Source organism: Micromonospora sp. WMMD735 (assembly GCF_049178995.1).
GTDB classification, from domain to species: domain Bacteria; phylum Actinomycetota; class Actinomycetes; order Mycobacteriales; family Micromonosporaceae; genus Micromonospora; species Micromonospora wenchangensis.
In genome coordinates this window covers 1,279,020-1,298,370 of record NZ_JBMHMJ010000002.1, presented here as the reverse complement: position 1 = coordinate 1,298,370, position 19,351 = coordinate 1,279,020, and the positions used below count along the sequence as shown (strand labels likewise).

Genomic DNA, 19,351 nt, shown 5'->3' with positions numbered 1-19,351 from the left:
GGTCACAGCGCGTCGGGTCGGCACAGGGCGGGATGCCGCTGCCCGGGGCGCGCGTACCAGGGGGCGGCGTCGGGGGCGGCGGCGGTGTCCAACCGCAGCCGCGCCCACTCGTCCAGCTGCGGCAGCGCGTCGGGGGCGAACCAGCCCACCTCGGTGGACTCGTCGCCGTCGGCGCGGGGCCGCCCACCGACCGGCCGGCACCGGAACCACACGTTGAGGTATTCGCAGGCGTCGCCGTTGGGGTAGACCACCGGGTGGGTGGCGACCCCGGCGAGCCGGTCGACGACGACCCGCACCCCGGTCTCCTCCCACACCTCCCGCACGACCGCGTCGGCGGGCTGCTCACCCGGGTCGACGACGCCGGCCGGCAGCGACCAGCGGCCGTTGTCGCTACGGCGGGCCAGCAGCACCCGACCGGCGTCGTCGTGGACCACCCCGGTCACCCCGGGCAGCAGCAGCAGGTCGTGTCCGACGTGGGCGCGCAACTTCACGATGTACGGGGAGACGGCCACCGGCCCACCGTAACGGTCCCGGCGGCGCGGGTCGTACCGGTTGCGGTGGCGTGCCCGGGCAGCCTCTAGACTTCCCCGTCGATGGACCCGCAGCCCACCACCCCCGCCGACCTGCGTCCCTGCGCGTACTGTGGACGTGACGTCCCGCAACGTGCCGGTGCGGGACGCCCGTTCCGGTACTGCCGGGACAACGACGGCGCCTGCCAGCGGGCGTCGCGTAACTCGCGGATGCGCCACCGCAACGCCCCCGGACTCCCCGGCCAGGTGGCCCGCACCTGGGAGGTCGTCGACCGGCTCGACCAGGTGGTGGAAACCCTCACCGAGGCGTTGCACGCCGAGTTGTCCCCGGCGGGGGTGCAGCGGCAGCTCGCCCAGGCCCGCGCCGACGCCGCCACCGAGATCGCCGCCGCGCACACCGCCCGCGACGAGGCCCGCGAGGCCGCCGAGACGGCCGCCGCCGACACCGCCCGCGCCCGGCAGGAGACCCGGGCCGCGCTCGCCTCGGCCGACGCGGCGCAGCAGCGCGCCGAGCAGGCCGACACCCGCGCCGCCGCCGCCCGGGAACAGGCCGACCAGGCGCTCACCGCCGCCGACACGGCCCGCCGCGACGCCGCCGCCGCCCAGGCGCTGCGGGTGCAGGCCGAACGGGACCGCGACGCCGCCCGCCACGAGCTGCGGACCCTGCGCGCCGAACGGGACAACGCCCGGCAGCTCGCCGCCGACCTGACCGTCGACCGGGACGCCGCCCGCGCCGACGCCGCCCGGCACGCCGCCGACGCGCAGCGGGCCGTCGCCGACGCCACCGCCGCCCGCCAGGAGACCCGGCAGGCGCAGGCCGCCGCCACGGCGGCCCGCGCCGACGCCACCGCCGCCGCCGACCAGGCCCGGCAGGCGCAGGCCGCGACGCAGGAGGCCCGCCGCGACGCCGACGCCGCCCGCGAGGAGGCCGCCGCGCGGACCGCCCGCGCCGGGGAGGAACTGGCCGCCGCGCTGGCCCGGGTGGACGCCCTGACCACCGAGCTTGCGCAGGCCCGCGCCGAGGTGGCGCGGGCGCACCAGGCGTCGGCCGCCGACCGGGCCCGACTGGCCGAGCTGGACCGGGCGCTGGCTGACCGGGACGCCGCCCAACGCCGTGCCGCTCAACTCGCCGACCAGGTCAGCGACCTGGCCACCGCGTTGGCGCGGATCAGCGCTCAGTCGCCGGGCTGATCGGGCTGAATCGTGCCGGTCGGGGCGGCCTGCACCTCGACCCGGGTGTCGTGGAACGTCGGCCCACCACCGAGGTCGGTGTCACGGACCCCGGTGACCGCGTTGACGGTGCTGCCGCCGGGACTCAACCGCGCCCAGTACGCCTTGTAGGTGAACGCCAGCCCCGGGCGGGTGGCGTCGTCCACGGCGACGGTGGCCAGGAACTCCCCCCGGTCGTTGTGCACCCGCGCCGGGTCGCCGTCGGTCAGGCCCCGGGCGGCGGCGTCGACGGGATGCAGGTGGATGCGGGGCGGACCGGTGCGGCTGCGGTGCCACGGCAGCGACGCGAACGTCGAGTTGAGGAAGAACCGGCCGGCCGGGGAGATCAACGCCAGCGGGAACCGGCGGGCCAGCGCGGCGTCGGCCACCTCCACCGGCGGCGTGTACCCGACGAGCGGGTCGACGCCCTGCCCGGTCAACCGCGGATCGTGGAACCGGGCCCGCCCGTCGTGGCTGGGAAACCCACCCTCGGCGTACGGGGCGGAACCGACGGGCACACCGGTGGCCCGCACGTACGTCCGGCGGGTCAACTCGTCGTAGTCGACGCCGGTGCCGTCGAGCAGCTGCCGTGCCAGGTCCTCGTCGCTGTCGCGCAGCCGGGGATGGTCCAACCCGAGCGCGGCGGCGATCCGCCGGAAGATCTCCGTGTTGGGCAGCGCCTGCCCCGGCGGGTCGAGCACCGGCCGGTTCAGGGTGGCGTAGTGGTGGCCGTAGGAGGTGTGCAGGTCGAGGTGTTCCGGCTGCATGGTGGCCGGCAGCACCACGTCGGCGAAGTCGCAGGTGTCGGTCCAGCGCTGGCCCGGGTGGACGCCCTGACCACCGAGCTTGCGCAGGCCCGCGCCGAGGTGGCGCGGGCGCACCAGGCGTCGGCCGCCGACCGGGCCCGACTGGCCGAGCTGGACCGGGCGCTGGCTGACCGGGACGCCGCCCAACGCCGTGCCGCTCAACTCGCCGACCAGGTCAGCGACCTGGCCACCGCGTTGGCGCGGATCAGCGCTCAGTCGCCGGGCTGATCGGGCTGAATCGTGCCGGTCGGGGCGGCCTGCACCTCGACCCGGGTGTCGTGGAACGTCGGCCCACCACCGAGGTCGGTGTCACGGACCCCGGTGACCGCGTTGACGGTGCTGCCGCCGGGACTCAACCGCGCCCAGTACGCCTTGTAGGTGAACGCCAGCCCCGGGCGGGTGGCGTCGTCCACGGCGACGGTGGCCAGGAACTCCCCCCGGTCGTTGTGCACCCGCGCCGGGTCGCCGTCGGTCAGGCCCCGGGCGGCGGCGTCGACGGGATGCAGGTGGATGCGGGGCGGACCGGTGCGGCTGCGGTGCCACGGCAGCGACGCGAACGTCGAGTTGAGGAAGAACCGGCCGGCCGGGGAGATCAACGCCAGCGGGAACCGGCGGGCCAGCGCGGCGTCGGCCACCTCCACCGGCGGCGTGTACCCGACGAGCGGGTCGACGCCCTGCCCGGTCAACCGCGGATCGTGGAACCGGGCCCGCCCGTCGTGGCTGGGAAACCCACCCTCGGCGTACGGGGCGGAACCGACGGGCACACCGGTGGCCCGCACGTACGTCCGGCGGGTCAACTCGTCGTAGTCGACGCCGGTGCCGTCGAGCAGCTGCCGTGCCAGGTCCTCGTCGCTGTCGCGCAGCCGGGGATGGTCCAACCCGAGCGCGGCGGCGATCCGCCGGAAGATCTCCGTGTTGGGCAGCGCCTGCCCCGGCGGGTCGAGCACCGGCCGGTTCAGGGTGGCGTAGTGGTGGCCGTAGGAGGTGTGCAGGTCGAGGTGTTCCGGCTGCATGGTGGCCGGCAGCACCACGTCGGCGAAGTCGCAGGTGTCGGTCCAGCGCTGCTCCAGCACCACCGTGAACAGGTCGGCGCGGGTCAGGCCGCGACGCAGCCGGTTCTGGTCGGGGACGGTCGCGACCGGGTTGGTGTCGAAGACCACCAGCGCGGTGACCGGCGGGTCGGCCTCGTCGGTGAGCGCGGCGGCGAGCCGACTCATGTTGATCGACCGGGCCGGCGGGGCGGGCATCCCGGCGGGCCGGGCGACCCGGTCGGCGTCGATGCGGTGGTGCCCGCTGGTGGTGGCCAACGCCCCACCGCCGGGATACCGGAAGTCCCCGGTGAGCAGGGGGATCGCCGCGATCGCCCGGACCGCCTGCCCGGCCCCGGCGTGCCGCTGCAGACCCAACCCGATGCGGATGGCGGTGGGGCGGGTGGTGGCGATCCGCTCGCCGAGGTCCCGCACCACTTCGACGTCGAGACCGCACTCGGCGGCGGCGCGGGTCACCGGCCACTCGTCGAGGCGGGCCTGCAACCGGTCCCAGCCGACGGTGTGCGCGGCCACCCACGGCAGGTCGACCGCGCCGAGATCCCGGATGTGCCGCATCAACCCCAGGGCGAGCGCGGCGTCGGTACCGGGCAGCGGCGCGACGTGCGTGTCGCTGCGGGCGGCGGTGTCGGTGCGCAGCGGGTCGATGGTGACGACGTGGGCGCCGCGCTGCTGGGCCTGCCGCACGAACGGCCAGTGGTGCAGGTTGGTGGAGAGCAGGTTCGCCCCCCACAGGACGACCAGTTTCGCCTCGACCACCGACTCCGGTTCGAAACCGACGGACCCGCCGTAGACCGACGACAGGGCGGCCCGGGACGCGGCCGTGCAGATGGTGGTCCGCAGCCGCGACGCCCCCAGGTGCGCGAACAGCCGCGGCCCCATCGACCAGCCCTGCACCAACCCCATCGTGCCGGCGAAGTAGTAGGGCAGGACCGACTCCGGGCCGTGCACGTCGATGCTGGCGCGCAGCCCGTCGGCGACCCGACGGACCGCCTCGTCCCAGCCGGCCGGCCGGTACGACACCGGCCCGACACCCTTCGGGCCGACCCGCACCAGCGGAGTGGTCAGCCGGTCCGGCCCGGTGACCGCGTCGAGGTACCGGTTCACCTTGCCGCACAACGCGCCCCGGGTGAACGGATGCTCCTGGTCGCCGCGCAGCGCCACCGGTCGACCGTCGGTGACGGTGAGCTGCCACACGCAGGTGTCGGGGCAGTCCAGGGGGCACGCGCCGGGATGCACGGTGGTGGCCATGCCGCGGATGCTATCGTCACCGGCCGCCCCGCAACGGCCCGTCACCGCTGCCACCGCATCCGGCGGCGGCTACCATCGCGGTGCACACACCGATGTCGACCCGGCCGGGACGAACCCGCCGGGTCGGTGTGGTGGCCGGCTACCCTTGCGGGGGTCGTCCCACCCGTCGGGGCGGGAATGCCCCGGCGGTGACCGGCCGTTACACCGGAAGACCAGCACCACGAGCGAGGGGAAGTCGAACATGGGCGAGCGCATGCTGCGCGGTAGCCGGCTGGGCGCGGTCAGCTACGAATCCGACCGCAACACCGAGCTCGCGCCGCGCCAGACCCGCGAGTACCTCTGCGCCAAGGGCCACCAGTTCGAGGTGCCGTTCGCCGTCGACGCCGAGGTCCCCACCACCTGGGAATGCAAGTTCGACGGCAGCGTCGCCCGGCTCGTCGACGGCACCGAACCGGAACAGAAGAAGGCCAAGCCGCCGCGCACCCACTGGGACATGCTCCTGGAGCGGCGGTCCATCGCCGAGCTGGAGGACATCCTCGCCGAACGGCTCCAGGAGGTCCGCACCCGCCGCGGCCGCGCCTGACCCCACCGCGACGACGACGCCCCCGGGACCTCCCGGGGGCGTCGTCGTGTCCGGTTCAGGGCCGGCGGGGCTCCACGATCTCCCCCTCGATGGCCCGACCCTCGTCGACCACCTGCGCGGCCACCACATCCTGCTCGGCCGGCGGCGCGCCGGCCGGTTCCCCCCGCCGCACCCGCACCGTCCGCGGACCGAACAGGTCACCGGCGACCATCGACGACACCCGACGCTCGGTGGCCCGCTGCACCCCGGCACGCGCCAACCGGCGCACCGGCGGCACCAGCAGCAACACCCCCACCAGCCCACTGAGCAGGCCGGGAATCGCCAGCAGCAACGCACCGGCCAACCCGACCAGCCCGTCGGTCACCTGCCGGCCCGGCGGCTGCCGGGACTCCACCGACGTGCGGAACCCCCGCCAGGCGCGCATCCCCTCCCGGCGCAGCAACACCAGCCCCAGCAGGGACGCGGCGAACACCAGCAGCACCGCCGCACCGAACCCGACGGCCCGGCCCACCCCGATGAACACGGCCAACTCCGCCACCACCGCCAGCAGCAGGGCCGGTGGCACGAACCTCAGGTATCGGCGCATCTCACCTCATCCGCGTCGCGCGGCAACCCGCTCACCGCCACCGGCCGGACAATGCCCGCGGGGCGACAGGCCCGCTCCTCCAGCATGCCACGCCCCCACTCACGGCCACCGGTCGTGACCGCGACGCCACCGCACCGGCCGCCGGTCCCGCAACCCCCAGGTGGTGATCCGCCACAACGCCTCGGCCACGATCAGCGGACTCATCTTGCTGGCCCCCCGCTCCCGCTCCACGAACGTGATCGGCACCTCCACGATCCGCACCCCCGCCCGGTGCGCCAACCGCGACAACTCCACCTGGAACGAGTACCCCTGCGAACACACCGACTCCAGCCGCATCGCCCGCAACGCCGACAACCGGTACACCCGGAACCCGCCTGTCGCATCCGACACCGGCATCCCCAACGCCATCCGCGCGTACAGGTTCCCGCACCGCGACAGCAGCAGCCGCCGCCACGGCCAGTTCACCACCCGCGCCCCACCCACCCACCGCGACCCGATCACCACGTCGGCGTCCCGGGCCGCCGCCAACAACGCCGGCAGGTCCTCCGGGGCGTGCGAGCCGTCGGCGTCCATCTCCACCACCGCGTCGTAGCCGTGCTGCCGCGCCCACCCGAACCCGGCCAGGTACGCCGCCCCCAACCCCTGCTTGCCGGGCCGGTGCAGCACGTGCACCTGAGCGTCGGTGCCGGCCATCGCCTCCGCCAACGTCCCCGTACCGTCGGGGCTGTTGTCGTCGGCGACCAGCACGTCCACCGCCGGCGCGGCCCGGCGCACCCGGGCCACCACGTCGGCGACGTTGTCGGCCTCGTTGTAGGTGGGGATGACCACCAGCACCCGGCCCACCCCCGGCTGTCCCCCGGCTGCCTCGCCCACCGTCTCCCCCGTTCCTGCCGGCTCACCCGGCGGCGGTGACCTCCCGGCGACGCCGCAACGCCCCCGCGACAACCAGCGCCACGACCGCCAGCCCGGCCAACGCCACCTCCGGCCACCGTCCGGCCCGGGTGGCCGGGGTACGCCCCTCGGCGAGCGTCACGTCCCGCACCACCACCGCCCGGGTGTTGAACCCGGTGGCGTCGCTTACCCGCCCGTCCGGGGCGACGAACCCGGACACCCCCACCGTCGAGGCCATCAACGCCGCACGACCGTGCTCCACCGCCCGCAACCGCACCATCGCCAACTGCTGCCGGGCCTCCGCCACATCGAACGTGGCGTTGTTCGTCTGCACCACCAGCAGCTGCGCCCCACCGTCGACGGTGTCGCGCACCAGCCCGTCGTAGGCCACCTCGAAACAGATCACGTCCCCGAGCACCACCGCACCCGCATCGACCACCCCCGGCGACGCCCCCGGCACGAAATCGGCCCGCACCCGGTCCACCTGCTTGGACACCGCACGCGCCAACGACCGCATCGGCACGTACTCGGCGAACGGCACCGGATGCCGCTTCGTGTACACCTGACCCAGATCCGGCCCGCCACCCGGCCGCCACAGGATGCCCGCGTTACGGACCTCACCCTCACCCGGGCCGGCGAGCACCGCACCGACCAGGATCGGCGCGCCGATCGCGTCGGCGGCCTGCGAGATCCGCGCCCCGGCCGCGGCGTTACGCAACGGGTCGATGTCCGAGGAGTTCTCCGGCCACACCACCAGGTCGGGACGCCGCTCGACACCCGCACCGACGCGCTCCGCCAACTTCAACGTCGCGTCGACGTGGTTGTTCAGCACCGCCTGCCGCTGGGCGTTGAAGTCCAGACCCAACCGGGGCACGTTGCCCTGCACGATCGCCACCCGCACCGTACGGCCCCCCGTGCCGGCCCCCGACGGCACCAGCCACCCCACCGCCACCAGCGCCACCACACCCGCCGCCACCCCGGCCACCGGCTGCCACCGCACCCCCGGCCACCGCCGCCACACCGCCACCAGCAGCAACCCGCCGACCACCGCCACCACCGCGGTGACCAGCGGCGCACCCCCCAACCACGCCCACCCCAGCAGCGGCGACGCATCCTGACCGAACGCCAGCCGCCCCCACGGGAAACCCCCGAACGGGGTACGGTCCCGCAGCGCCTCCTGCCCCACCCACAACACCCCGGTCACCGGCGGCCACGCCCACCGCCACCGGTCCACCACCGGCGACACCCACGCCGTCGCCGCACCCAACAGCGCCAGGTAGCCGGCCTGCAACAGCGACAGCAGCACCCACGGCAGCAGCCCGGTGTGCAGGTTCGTCCACGCCAGCAGCGGCCCGAACAACGCCACCCCGGTCAGGAAACCCAACCCGGCGCCCGCGCGCAGCCGACGCCGGTGCGTAGCCGCCGCCAACCCGGCCACCCCGACCGCCGCCAACGGCCACCAGCCGTACGGCGGGAACGCCACCAGCAACGCCAGCCCGGCGGCCACCGCCACCGGCACCGCCACCCGCAACGGCAACGGCGACCGCACCGGCCGCACCACGGTCGGGGTACGCGTCTCATCCCGGTCGAGCGTCGTCACCGGCACCTCACCACGATCACGGGCCGAAGGCTACCCGCCCCACCCCGCCACCCCGAGACCACCGAGCCCGAACCGACCGAGGTCACCCCGCCCCCACCCGCCCTGATCCGGGGACCGGTCGTGGTGGGCGGACACGAAATCGGGGCGCGGCCTAAGCCGCGCCCCGATGCTCCCAGGCCCTTCCCGGCCGGTGGGGCGAGAATGAGCGGCGCCGACCTTCGGACCGACCCGACGGTGGACTGGCTGCCCCCGCCTGGCCGTTGTCTACTGGCCGTGCCCCTCACCCTGCCCGTACACCGGTAACCGCGGCCGGTTCGCGCCGCCCCGCCGACCCCCGCCCGCTGGACCTGGCCGCCGCGACGCGATGCACCAACAATGTCGCTCGGCCAGCGGACGAAGGGACGAAGCGAACAACAGCCGCTTCCCGTAGTAGGACTCAAAGACGGTACGGCCTACACCCCCGCCGCTGTCAACCCACCCACGGCCAGTCGCACCCGCCGACCCGGCGTGTCGCGTCGGCGGGTCTCAATCCCCACCCAGATGCCGCCGCAGCAACGCCCCCGCCGCCGCCCGATGCTCCGCGGCGAGCAACCCCCCGGCAGCCAGCACGTAATCCACGTCCACCACCGGCCGCGCCGCCCGCGGCAACGGCCACCCCCCGGCATGATCGGTCAACACCTGCGTCAACACGCCCACCGCCGCCCCCGCGTCAGCGTGACGCAACACACCACCGGAACCCACCAGCAACCGCACGTCCCGCAGATCCCGCCCCGCCCGCTCACCCGTCGCCGCACCCCGGGCATGCCGCCGCAACGCCACCGTCGCCGCCAACGCCGCGATCCGCCCCTCCACCACCCGGTCCCGGCCGTCGACCGGCAGGAACCCCGGATCGGCCGCCCGCACCGCCGCCGCCACCCCCAACGCCTCCTGCTCCACCGCATCGAGCAGCCGCTCCTCCACCGCCGCCCGCACCACCCCCGGCGCGCTCCACCGCATCCCCAGATCACCCTCCACCGTGCGGGCCCGCCACAGCGACCCCGCCACCTCCCGACCCGGCCCGTCGGCCCGCTCGTCCGGCGTCAACACCGAATACACGTCGGTCGTCGCCCCACCCACGTCCACCACCACCAGGTCACCACCCACCACGTCGGCGAGGACCTCCACCCCCGTCAACACCGCATCCGGGGTCGCCGCCCGCACCAACCGGCCGAACCGGGCCCCCCGCGACAACCGCTTCCCCCCGATCACGTGCCGCAGGAACACCTCCCGGATCGCCGCCCGCGCCGACACCGGCGCCAACACCCCGATCCGGGGCAGCACGTTGTCCGCCACCGTCACCGGCACCCCCGCCGCCGCCAACACCCCCCGCAGCGCGTCCCGCACCTCCACATTGCCCGCCAGCACCACCGGCACCCGCCACCGCGCCCGCGCCAACCGGGTCGCGTTGTGCGTCACCGTGTCGACGTCCCCACCGTCGGTGCCACCCACCAGCAACACCACGTCCGGGCGGGCCGCCCGCACCGCCGAAAGCTCCGCCGCCCCCAACCGGCCCGCCGCCACGTGCACCACGTTCGCGCCCGCCGACAACCCCACCCGCCGACCCGCCTGCGCGGTCACCAACGGCTCGTAACCCACCACCGCCAGCCGCAACCCGCCACCCGCCGACGAACACACGTACCACGGCAGCACCCCGGCCGGCCCCACGCCGGCCCCGTCGGCCGCCGCACCCACCGCCGCGTCCAACCCGTGCAGCACATCCGTGCCCACCGACGTGGGCGCCGACGCCGCCCCCACCAGCCGGCCCGCGTCCAGATCCACCACCGCCGCCTTCGTCCAGGTCGACCCGACGTCGGCGCAGACCGCCAGCCTCACGCCGCCGCCGGAACGACCACGGTGCCCGTCGCCGTCACCGCCACCACCGGCTCCGCCAACACCTCCGCCGCCGACCCACCCCGCTCCGGACGACCCCGGCACACCACCCGCGCCACGAAGTCGATCCCCCGGCTGCGGGTACCCACCCGCACCACCGTCGCCGTCACCTCCACCAAGTCACCCGCCCGCACCGACGACACGAACTGCACATCCGAGTACGACGCGAACAACCCCTCGTCACCATCGGTACGGATACACACCTCCGTCGCCACGTCCCCGAACAACCCCAACACGTACGCCCCGTCCACCAGGTTCCCCGCATAGTGGGCATGCGCGTACGGCACGTACCGCCGGTGCGTCACCGTCAACCCCAACCGTTCGTCACTCATCCCCGCGCCTCCCTGTCCGTCACCAACGCATGCACCAGGTACGACGCCACCTCACCCGGCGTGGTACCCCGACCGAAGATCCGGTCCACCCCCAGCTCCGCGGTCATCGTCTCGTCGAACCGCGGCCCACCCACGATCAGCAACGGCCGCCTCCCCGCCGGCATCGCCTCCCGGAACGCCGCCGACATCTCCCGCGTGTTGTGCAGATGCGCGTCCCGCTGCGTCACCACCTGCGACACCAGCACCGCATCCGCCCGCTCCCGCCGCGCCGCCTCCACCAACTCCGGCACACTCACCTGCGCACCCAGATTGGTGACCTTCAACTCCCGGTAGTACTCCAGGCCCTTCTCCCCGGCGATACCCTTCACGTTCAGGATCGCGTCGATACCCACCGTGTGCGCGTCCGTGCCGATACACGCCCCCACCACCGACAGCTTGCGACGCAACCGCCGCTTCACCACCGCGTTGACCTCCTTGGCCGACAGCAACGGATAATCCCGCTCCACCACCTGCACCGCCGCCAGGTCCACCAGATGGTTCACCCGCCCGTACACCACGAAGAACGTGAACCCGTCACTCATCGGCTTCGCGTGCACCAGCATCGCCGGATCGATGCCCATCTTGTTCGCCAACTGCACCGCCGCACCCTCGGCCCGCTTGTCGTGCGACACCGGCAATGTGAACGACACCTGCACCATGCCGTCACCCGTGGTGTCCCCGTACGGCCGCACGACCGTCTTCTCACTCATGAGGCTGCGCTGGCCGGGCATGGGTTCGCGGCCCTCGCTGCGCTCGGTGCGCTCACTCATGCCGCCTGCTCCAGGATCTCCGTGGCCGGGTTGTAGTAGTCCACCTCGTGCCGCGCCACCCCGGACAGGCCCTTGCCCCGGTCCGCCGGCCGCTTCATGATCCCGAACGTGCCCTCGGCGATCGCCGTCAACAACGACTGGTCCCCGATCCGCTCCAGCAGATCCACCGCCTCACCCAACACCCGGTGCGCCCGCTGCTGGATGAACCCACCAGGCGCCGGCACGAAATCCTCGTGCAACCCACCCGCCGCACCCAACACGTACCGCACGTTCTGCAACGCGATGTCCCGGTCCGACAACCACGGCGTCACCACCGCCTCGGTCATCATCCCCACCAGCAGGATCCCCTGCCCCGTCATCGTCCCCACCAGATTGAAGAACCCGTCCAACAGATTCCCCCGGAACACGTCCCCCGTCATGTGCTTCGTCGGCGGCATCCACTTCAACGGCGCATCCGGGAACAACTCCCGCGCCAACAACGCATGCGCCAACTCCAGCCGCAACGACTCCGGCACCTCCGGATTGATCTCGAACGCGTGCCCCAACCCCAACTGGGCGTCGGCCAACCCCGCCTCGTGCGCGAAGAACTCGTTGAGCAACTGCGACACCGTCACCGTGTGCGCCTCGTCCACCGCATCCGCCGTGGTCAGGTAATTGTCCTCACCGGTGTTGATGATGATCCCCGCCCGCGCGTGCACCTGCCGCGAGAACCGCTGATCCACGAACGTCCGAATCGGATTGATGTCCCGGAACAGAATCCCGTACATCGAATCGTTGAGCATCATGTCCAGCCGCTCCAGGCCGGCCAACGTCGCCATCTCCGGCATGCACAACCCCGACGCGTAGTTCGTCAACCGCACGTACCGGCCCAACTCCCTCGACGTCTCGTCCAACGCCGCCCGCATCAACCGGAAGTTCTCCTGCGTCGCGTACGTACCCGCGAACCCCTCCCGGGTCGCCCCCTCCGGCACGTAGTCCAACAACGACTGCCCCGTCGACCGGATCACCGCGATCACATCCGCACCCGCCCGCGCCGCCGCCTGCGCCTGCGGAATGTCCTCGTAGATGTCCCCCGTCGCCACGATCAGATAGATCCACGGCCGCTGCTTCGGATCCCCGTACCGCTTCACGAGGCGATCCCGCTCCGCCCGCCGCCTGTCGATCCGCCGCACACCCGCAGCCACCGCCCTGCGCGCCGCCCGACGCGCCACCGTCGCAGCCCTGCCAGCGGGCAGCGTGAACCGCACCGAACCCGCCGCCGCCTTCTGCGCCAGCAACGTCACGTCGTCCAACTGCTCCCGCACCAACGCGTCGAACACCGGCGCCGCCACCCCGTGCCCCAGACCCACGTCCGCGACCACCGCGTCCACCAGGCGGTTCACCCACGGAATACCGTCCGGGTCCGCGCCCGCCACCCCCGCCAGGCGCAGCACCGCCCGCTCCACCGACACCGTGGTGTGGGTACGCGCCAACTCCACCACCGGCTGCCCGGCCCGACGCGCCAACTCCCGCGCCCGCGCCACCAGCACCGGATCCAGGTCGAGCTTCCCGCTCACCACGACGACCCGCCGCACCCGACGACGGCACGGACCCGCGCCGGCACCTCAATGGTCCGCTCGCTCACGACACGCCTTCCTCGTAGATGACCTCACCGCGCAGCACCGTCGCCCGACACACCGGCAACGGCGTCGGATCACCCGGCCCCCGCAACTCCGGATCGTCGGACTGCACCACCGGCAACCCCCGCTCCACCCCCGCCGGGGCCTCCCACACCGCGAACGTCGCCGGCGCCCCCTTGGCGATCACACCCTCGTTGTCCAGATGCACCGCCCGCCACCCGCCCCGGGTGTGCGCCGCGAACGCCGCCCGCACACTCATCCGCTGCGCCGGATTGTGGTGCGCCGCCGCCGCCCGCACCGAACCCCACGGATCCAGCGGCGTCACCGGCGAATCCGACCCGAACGCCAACGCCACCCCCACCGAGTGCATCGCCCCCATCGGGTTCGACTCCCACGACCGGTCCAACCCCAACCGCGACTCGTACATCCGGCCCGCACCACCCCACAACCGGTCGAACGCCGGCTGCATACTCGCCACGATCCCGTACTCCACGAACCCGGCGATCAACCGCTTGCTCATGATCTCCGCATGCTCCACCCGGTGCCGGGCCGCCCGCACCCGATCCGTGCCCAACACCGCCACCGCCCCCGCGAAACCCGCCAGCACCGTCCCGATCGCCGCGTCACCGATCGCATGGAACCCGCCCTGCACCCCGTGCGCCGCACAGTCCAGCAGATGATCACGCACCTGATCCGCGCTCAGATACCCGTGCCCACACCCCTCACCATCGCGGTACGGCCCCGACAGATGCGCCGTACGCGACCCCAACGCCCCGTCCGCGAACAGATCACCACCCGCACCCACCGCCCCCAACTCCCGCGCCCGCGCCGCCCCCGACAACTCACCCCAGTACCCGTACACCTCCGGCACACCAGCACCCGACAGACCCAACAGACCCGTGAAATCCTCCTCGTCGGAGATCTCCGGCCCACCACACTCGTGCACCGCCCCGATCCCCAACGACGCCGCCCGCGCCAACGCCACCCGCTGCGCCGCCACCCGCTGCCCCCGCGTCACCCCGGCCCGCGCCGCCGCCCGCACCACATGGTGCGCGTCCCGCCGCAACCACCCCGACGCGTCGAAACCCGGCAGCTCCACCACCTGCGGACACGCCGCCAGCAACGCCTGCGACACCAACGCCGAATGGATCGACGCCTGCGACAGATACACCCGCCGGCCACCCGCCGCCCGGTCCAACCCCGCCGCGTCCGGCAACGCCGCATCCACCCAACCCGACTCGTCCCAGCCGTGCCCCAACACCACCGCGTCCGACGGCAGACCCGCCGCGAACACCGCCACCGCATCCAGCAACTCCGCCGCCGACCGCACCGACGACAGATCCAGGCCCGACAACACCAACCCGGTGTCCGTGGCGTGCACGTGCGCGTCCACGAACGCCGGCGTCACCAGCGCCCCACCCAGCTCCACCACCCGGTCGGCGACCGGCGCGTCCGCGTCCGCACCCAACCAGGCGATCCGCCCGTCCCGCACCAACAGCGCCGTCGCGCTCGGCTCCGCCGGACAGTGCAGCACTCCACCGCGGTACAACGTCGAGGGGTTCGTCATGGCACTCAGTCTGCCGCCAACCGGGACGCGAAGAGACCACGTACCCCCGGCTCCGACCGCACCAACCCCAACGCCAACTCCGCGTGACCCGGCACGTAACCGTTGCCCACCAGCATCGTCACGTCCGCCGCCAACCCCTCCGCGCCCAGGGCCGCCGCCGCGAAACTCGTCGCCATCGAGAAGAAGATCACCGTGCCGCCGTCCGCCGTGGCCAACACCGCGCCGTGCTCACACCCCGGCACGTCCACGCACACCACCGTCACGTCCGCCGGCCCACCCAACGCCGTCGTCACCGCCGACGACACCCCCACCGGATCCCGGGCGTCAGCCAACGCCACCACCGACGCCAGACCGGCCGCCACCAGCGCGTCCCGCTCCGCCGCCACCGGCACCACCCCCACCGTACGACCAGCACCCGCCCGCCGCGCCGCCGCCAACGACAACGACCCGCTCTTACCCGCCCCACCGATCACCGCCACCGTCACCGGCGACCCGTCACCCGCCCGCTCCCGCCGCGCCACCTGCTCGGCGACCACCCGGGCCGTCAACGCCGGCGCCCCGCACACGTCCAGCACCGCCAACGCCAACTCCGGATGCAGATCCGCCGGCAACACCGCCGCGATCGACCGCGCGAACAGGATCGCGTACCCGTCACACGGCACCTGCTCGCTGCGCCCGTCCCAGCGGGCCAACCCGTCGAGGATCACGAGCGGGGTCAGCGTCAACGACACCAACGTCGCCACCCGGTCACCCACCGCCAACCCCAACGGCGACCGCCGGCCGGCCTCCTCCACGGTGCCGATCAGCATCCCACCCGACCCGGTCACCGGATTCTGCATCTTGCCCCGCGCCGACACGATCTCCAGCACCTCGGCACGGACCTTCTCCCCGTCCCCGCCGTGCTTCTGCGCCAACTGCCGGAAACTCGCCGCGTCCAGGTTCAGCCGCTCCACCCGGATGCGCACCTCGTTGGGGGCGATCCGCGGGTCGGCGTCCAACCGCCAGGCCGCCTGCGGCAGCACCCCCGCCGGTTCCACGACACGGTGCAGACCCACAGGTGACGTCACGCCGACCTCCCCTCTCCACCGCCCGAAGCCCCGATCAGGACTCGCATCGCGGGAAAACTTACGGCAGACTAATTTCTTCGCCGGATATTTTCCAGTAGCCTTCGGATCTACCGATCATCGCCCGCCGGTCAACCCGGCCGCACGCACCACGAGGAGGGGCCGTGACCCAGACCCAACCGATGGCGACCATCCCCGGCCCCCGCCCCGCCCCGGTAGCCGTACCGACCGCCGGGCAGCCCTACGAATACCGCCGCAGCCCCCTGGTCGAACCCGACTGGACCCGCTTCCCCGGCTGGCGGGACGTCACCCGCGAACAGTGGGAGAACGCCCAGTGGCAACGCGTCAACTGCGTCAAGAACACCAAGCAGCTCCGCGCCGTCCTCGGCGACACCGTCGACGAGAGCTTCTACACCGACCTCGCCGCCGACCAGCAGGCCCTGGCCACCATGTCGATGCTGGTCCCACCCCAGATGATCAACACGATGGTGCCGTTCGCCCCGATGACCACCGAGGCGTTCCGCGCCGACCCCATCCGCCGCTACATGATCCCCGTCGCCGCCGACCGGCGCACCGACTGGCCGTCACACCCCTACGCCAGCCGCGACTCCCTGCACGAACACGACATGTGGGTCGCCGAGGGCCTCACCCACCGCTACCCCACCAAGGTCCTCGCCGAACTGCTCTCCACCTGCCCCCAGTACTGCGGCCACTGCACCCGGATGGACCTCGTCGGCAACTCCACCCCCGCCGTCGACAAGCTCAAGCTCACCCTCAAGCCCGTCGACCGCTACGACGCCCACATCGCCTACCTCAAGGCCCACCCCGGCGTCCGTGACGTCGTCGTCTCCGGCGGCGACGTGGCCAACGTCCCCTGGCGCAACCTCGAGTCGTACCTGATGCGGCTGCTCGAACTGGAGACCGTCCGCGACATCCGGCTCGCCACCAAGGCCCTGATGGGCCTGCCCCAGCACTGGCTGCAGAACGACGTCGTCGAGGGCCTGGAACGGGTCGCCCGCACCGCCGCCCGACGCGGCGTCAACCTGGCCATCCACACCCACGTCAACCACGCCCAGTCGATCACCCCGCTGGTCGCGAAGGCCGCCCAGACCGCCCTCGACGTCGGCGTCCGCGACGTGCGCAACCAGGGCGTGCTCATGCGCGGCGTCAACGCCACCGCCCCCGACCTGCTCGACCTGTGCTTCGCCCTGCAGGGTGAGGCCGGCATCCTGCCGTACTACTTCTACATGTGCGACATGATCCCCAACGCCGAGCACTGGCGGGTCCCCGTCTGGCACGCCCAGCAGCTCCAGCACGACATCATGGGCTACCTGCCCGGCTACGCCACCCCCCGGATCGTCTGCGACGTGCCCTTCGTCGGCAAGCGCTGGGTGCACATGCTCACCGAGTACGACCGGGAACGCGGCATCTCCTACTGGACCAAGAACTACCGCACCTCCATCGAGTCGGCCGACCTGGAGGCGCTCAACAAGCGCTACGCCTACTACGACCCGATCGACACCCTCCCCGAGGCCGGCCAGCAGTGGTGGGCCGCCCACCGCGACGACTGACCCGCACCACCCCGTCGCCCCCGTGACCCGGACCTGGTCGCGGGGGCGACGGCCGTCACGCCCCGCGCGGGGCGTACATGATCACGGCGACGCCGAGCAGGCAGATCGCCGCGCCCGCCAGGTCCCACCGGTCCGGCCGGAAACCGTCGACCAGCACCCCCCACGCCAGCGACCCCGCCACGAACACCCCGCCGTACGCGGCCAGGATGCGCCCGAAGTTCGCCTCCGGCTGGAACGTCGCCACGAACCCGTAGACACCCAACGCGAGCACCCCCGCGGCGACCCACCACAGACCCCGGTGCTCCCGCCAGCCCTGCCAGATCAGCCACGCCCCACCGATCTCGGCGAGCGCGGCCAGGACGAACAACACCAGCGAACGGGCGACCAGCATGCCCGCACGCTAACCCGGGTGGCCCCCGCACCGGGTCCGGGGGCCACCCGACCGGCGCGGACCGTCACCGCATGGCGTCCCGGACGTCCCGACCAGCGTCCTTGACGTGCTCGCCGGCCTGCCGGGCCCGCGCCTCGCTCTGCTCGGTGGCGCCCTCGGCCCGCATCCGCTCGTTGTCGGTCATGTCGCCGAGCCGCTCCTTCGCGGCGCCGGTCAGCTCCTGGGCCTTGTTCTTCGCCTTGTCGGTGAAGCTCATGTCGCCTCCTGTCGCTGCGGCGGTCACGGAGCCGCTGCCCCGTACCGGTGGCGTCCCCGATCCGGCCGACCCGAAACAAAACCGCGCCGCAGGCGCTGGTCAGAAGGGGTGCGCCGGGGCGCACCATCTCTAGGGCATCCTAGGACAATAGGTGGCGGGCTGGGACCGGCGGATGCTGGTTGACTGGGCGGATGAGCGAGATCATCCTGATCCGGCACGGCGAGACGACGTGGAGCGCCAGCCGACGGCACACCTCGTACACCGACCTGGAGCTGACCCCCGACGGCGAACGGCAGGCGCGCGCCCTGGCCGGGGTGCTGACCGGGCAGCGCCCCGCCACCGTGCTCGCCAGCCCCCGACGACGGGCCCTGCGCACCGCGCAGCTCGCCGGCCTCACCGTCGACGCCACCGACGACGACCTCACCGAGTGGAACTACGGCCAGTACGAGGGCCGCACCACCGCCGACATCCGCACCGAGCGCCCCGACTGGGACCTCTGGACCGACGGCTGCCCCGGCGGGGAGACCCCCGACCAGGTCGGGGCCCGGGTAGACCGGCTGCTAGCCCGGGTCACGCCACTGCTGGACCGGGGCGACGTGGGGCTGGTCGGGCACGCCCACCTGCTCCGGGTCGTCGGTGCCCGGTGGATCGGCCTGCCCGCCGCCGGCGGCGGCAAACTACGCCTGGACACCGCCACCGTCAGCGCGCTCGGCCACGAACACGGCCGACCGGTGATCCTGCGCTGGAACGGCCGCTGAGCGCACGGGGCGGCAGCTACGCCGGGGCCTCCGCGCCACTGCGGCCACGGCTCCGCAGCTCCCCCACCGCCACCTTCGGCGGACGCCCCTCGTACGGCGTGGACAGCACCACCGTGGTGCGGGTGGTGACGTTCGCGGCGGTGCGGATCTCCTGGAGCACCCGTTCCAGGTCCGCCGGCCCGGCCACCCGCACCAGGAGCAGGTAGAAGTCCTCCCCCGCCACCGAGTAGCAGGAGTCGATCTCGGGCAGGTGGGCCAACCGCTCCGGCGCGTCGTCCGGCTGCGACGGATCGAACGGCCGGATCGCCACGAACGCGGTCATCGGCAGGTCCAACGCCTCGAACGACACCCGGGCGGTGTACCCGTTGATCACGCCGCGCTGTTCCAGCCGGCGGACCCGCTGGTGCACGGCCGAGACCGACAGGCCGACCCTCTCCGCCAGGTCCGTGTACGACAGGCGGCCGTCGGCGGTCAGCGCGGCGACGATGGCACGGTCGATCTCCTCCACCCGTGCAACCTACCCGGTGGAGCGCTCCCCTGGCGACGACGTCCC

General features: G+C 73.3%; 20 protein-coding genes. 5 read left to right on the top strand and 15 right to left on the bottom strand.

Annotation, left to right across the window (positions count from 1 at the left end; translation table 11 throughout):
* Nucleotides 1-2: 2 nt before the first annotated feature.
* Nucleotides 3-512, bottom strand: coding sequence for an NUDIX hydrolase (locus tag ACN268_RS05640; protein WP_421482072.1), 510 nt, complete (start codon nt 510-512; stop codon nt 3-5).
* An 81-nt stretch (nt 513-593) separates the two neighbouring features.
* Between ACN268_RS05640 and ACN268_RS05635 the strand changes: the two genes are divergently transcribed.
* The gene (locus tag ACN268_RS05635) at nt 594-1,721 is read left to right on the top strand and encodes a hypothetical protein (RefSeq protein ID WP_421482071.1); all 1,128 of its coding nucleotides are present in this window, start codon (nt 594-596) and stop codon (nt 1,719-1,721) included.
* Here the strand turns inward: ACN268_RS05635 and ACN268_RS05630 are convergent.
* A complete protein-coding gene (locus ACN268_RS05630) occupies nt 1,706-2,620 on the bottom strand; it encodes a molybdopterin dinucleotide binding domain-containing protein (RefSeq protein WP_421482069.1) in 915 nt (304 codons plus the stop codon). The two genes, ACN268_RS05635 and ACN268_RS05630, sit on opposite strands and share 16 nt — an antisense overlap.
* Between ACN268_RS05630 and ACN268_RS05625 the strand changes: the two genes are divergently transcribed.
* On the top strand, nt 2,606-2,773 hold the full coding sequence (locus ACN268_RS05625) for a hypothetical protein (protein ID WP_421482068.1): 168 nt from the start codon (nt 2,606-2,608) through the stop codon (nt 2,771-2,773). The two genes, ACN268_RS05630 and ACN268_RS05625, sit on opposite strands and share 15 nt — an antisense overlap.
* Here the strand turns inward: ACN268_RS05625 and ACN268_RS05620 are convergent.
* The gene (locus tag ACN268_RS05620; RefSeq protein WP_421482067.1) at nt 2,758-4,842 is read right to left on the bottom strand and encodes a molybdopterin-containing oxidoreductase family protein; all 2,085 of its coding nucleotides are present in this window, start codon (nt 4,840-4,842) and stop codon (nt 2,758-2,760) included. The genes ACN268_RS05625 and ACN268_RS05620 overlap by 16 nt on opposite strands.
* A gap of 241 nt (nt 4,843-5,083) precedes the next feature.
* Here ACN268_RS05620 and ACN268_RS05615 point away from each other — a divergent pair, with 241 nt between their 5' ends.
* On the top strand, nt 5,084-5,425 hold the full coding sequence (locus ACN268_RS05615; RefSeq protein ID WP_007070998.1) for an RNA polymerase-binding protein RbpA: 342 nt from the start codon (nt 5,084-5,086) through the stop codon (nt 5,423-5,425).
* Nucleotides 5,426-5,480: 55 nt separating this feature from the next.
* Here the strand turns inward: ACN268_RS05615 and ACN268_RS05610 are convergent, their stop codons facing one another.
* The 9 genes from ACN268_RS05610 to ACN268_RS05570 form a co-directional block, all read right to left on the bottom strand.
* Nucleotides 5,481-6,011: an FxsA family protein gene (locus ACN268_RS05610; RefSeq protein WP_421482066.1), complete on the bottom strand. Its 531-nt coding sequence runs from the start codon at nt 6,009-6,011 to the stop codon at nt 5,481-5,483.
* Between the two features lie 99 nt (nt 6,012-6,110).
* Nucleotides 6,111-6,884 (bottom strand): polyprenol monophosphomannose synthase, encoded by a 774-nt coding sequence (locus ACN268_RS05605; protein WP_421482065.1) that lies wholly within the window; start codon nt 6,882-6,884, stop codon nt 6,111-6,113.
* Between the two features lie 22 nt (nt 6,885-6,906).
* The gene (gene lnt / locus ACN268_RS05600; protein ID WP_421482063.1) at nt 6,907-8,502 is read right to left on the bottom strand and encodes an apolipoprotein N-acyltransferase; all 1,596 of its coding nucleotides are present in this window, start codon (nt 8,500-8,502) and stop codon (nt 6,907-6,909) included.
* Between the two features lie 525 nt (nt 8,503-9,027).
* On the bottom strand, nt 9,028-10,374 hold the full coding sequence (locus tag ACN268_RS05595; protein WP_421482062.1) for a glutamate mutase L: 1,347 nt from the start codon (nt 10,372-10,374) through the stop codon (nt 9,028-9,030).
* Nucleotides 10,371-10,763: a hotdog domain-containing protein gene (locus ACN268_RS05590; protein WP_421482061.1), complete on the bottom strand. Its 393-nt coding sequence runs from the start codon at nt 10,761-10,763 to the stop codon at nt 10,371-10,373. Before ACN268_RS05590 ends, ACN268_RS05595 begins: the two co-directional genes overlap by 4 nt.
* Nucleotides 10,760-11,512: an OAM dimerization domain-containing protein gene (locus tag ACN268_RS05585; RefSeq protein WP_421486817.1), complete on the bottom strand. Its 753-nt coding sequence runs from the start codon at nt 11,510-11,512 to the stop codon at nt 10,760-10,762. The genes ACN268_RS05590 and ACN268_RS05585 overlap by 4 nt, the downstream gene beginning before the upstream one ends.
* Before the next feature lie 56 nt (nt 11,513-11,568).
* Nucleotides 11,569-13,128, bottom strand: coding sequence for a lysine 5,6-aminomutase subunit alpha (locus ACN268_RS05580; protein WP_421486816.1), 1,560 nt, complete (start codon nt 13,126-13,128; stop codon nt 11,569-11,571).
* A gap of 64 nt (nt 13,129-13,192) precedes the next feature.
* Nucleotides 13,193-14,758, bottom strand: a complete 1,566-nt coding sequence (locus ACN268_RS05575; protein ID WP_421482060.1) for an amidohydrolase — start codon at nt 14,756-14,758, stop codon at nt 13,193-13,195.
* Nucleotides 14,759-14,763: 5 nt separating this feature from the next.
* On the bottom strand, nt 14,764-15,813 hold the full coding sequence (locus tag ACN268_RS05570; RefSeq protein WP_357761254.1) for a zinc-binding alcohol dehydrogenase: 1,050 nt from the start codon (nt 15,811-15,813) through the stop codon (nt 14,764-14,766).
* Between the two features lie 173 nt (nt 15,814-15,986).
* Here ACN268_RS05570 and ACN268_RS05565 point away from each other — a divergent pair, with 173 nt between their 5' ends.
* Complete coding sequence (locus tag ACN268_RS05565; RefSeq protein WP_421482058.1) at nt 15,987-17,393, top strand: KamA family radical SAM protein; 1,407 nt, start codon at nt 15,987-15,989, stop codon at nt 17,391-17,393.
* Nucleotides 17,394-17,448: 55 nt separating this feature from the next.
* Here the strand turns inward: ACN268_RS05565 and ACN268_RS05560 are convergent, their stop codons facing one another.
* Complete coding sequence (locus ACN268_RS05560; RefSeq protein ID WP_421482056.1) at nt 17,449-17,784, bottom strand: YnfA family protein; 336 nt, start codon at nt 17,782-17,784, stop codon at nt 17,449-17,451.
* A 64-nt stretch (nt 17,785-17,848) separates the two neighbouring features.
* Complete coding sequence (locus ACN268_RS05555; RefSeq protein WP_088647084.1) at nt 17,849-18,040, bottom strand: CsbD family protein; 192 nt, start codon at nt 18,038-18,040, stop codon at nt 17,849-17,851.
* A gap of 191 nt (nt 18,041-18,231) precedes the next feature.
* Here ACN268_RS05555 and ACN268_RS05550 point away from each other — a divergent pair, with 191 nt between their 5' ends.
* Nucleotides 18,232-18,798, top strand: a complete 567-nt coding sequence (locus ACN268_RS05550) for a histidine phosphatase family protein (RefSeq protein WP_421482055.1) — start codon at nt 18,232-18,234, stop codon at nt 18,796-18,798.
* A gap of 16 nt (nt 18,799-18,814) precedes the next feature.
* On the opposite strand, the gene ACN268_RS05545 is transcribed toward ACN268_RS05550, so the two are convergent.
* On the bottom strand, nt 18,815-19,306 hold the full coding sequence (locus ACN268_RS05545) for an Lrp/AsnC family transcriptional regulator (protein ID WP_421482054.1): 492 nt from the start codon (nt 19,304-19,306) through the stop codon (nt 18,815-18,817).
* Nucleotides 19,307-19,351: the final 45 nt, after the last annotated feature.

Coding starts and splice junctions, on each gene's coding strand:
- ACN268_RS05555 (WP_088647084.1), bottom strand. CDS start 18,040: ATGAGCTTCACCGACAAGGCGAAGAACAAGGCCCAGGAGCTGACCGGC.
- ACN268_RS05635 (WP_421482071.1), top strand. CDS start 594: ATGGACCCGCAGCCCACCACCCCCGCCGACCTGCGTCCCTGCGCGTAC.
- ACN268_RS05585 (WP_421486817.1), bottom strand. CDS start 11,512: ATGAGTGAGAAGACGGTCGTGCGGCCGTACGGGGACACCACGGGTGAC.
- ACN268_RS05610 (WP_421482066.1), bottom strand. CDS start 6,011: ATGCGCCGATACCTGAGGTTCGTGCCACCGGCCCTGCTGCTGGCGGTG.
- ACN268_RS05560 (WP_421482056.1), bottom strand. CDS start 17,784: ATGCTGGTCGCCCGTTCGCTGGTGTTGTTCGTCCTGGCCGCGCTCGCC.
- ACN268_RS05550 (WP_421482055.1), top strand. CDS start 18,232: ATGAGCGAGATCATCCTGATCCGGCACGGCGAGACGACGTGGAGCGCC.
- ACN268_RS05615 (WP_007070998.1), top strand. CDS start 5,084: ATGGGCGAGCGCATGCTGCGCGGTAGCCGGCTGGGCGCGGTCAGCTAC.
- ACN268_RS05590 (WP_421482061.1), bottom strand. CDS start 10,763: ATGAGTGACGAACGGTTGGGGTTGACGGTGACGCACCGGCGGTACGTG.
- ACN268_RS05575 (WP_421482060.1), bottom strand. CDS start 14,758: ATGACGAACCCCTCGACGTTGTACCGCGGTGGAGTGCTGCACTGTCCG.
- ACN268_RS05620 (WP_421482067.1), bottom strand. CDS start 4,842: ATGGCCACCACCGTGCATCCCGGCGCGTGCCCCCTGGACTGCCCCGAC.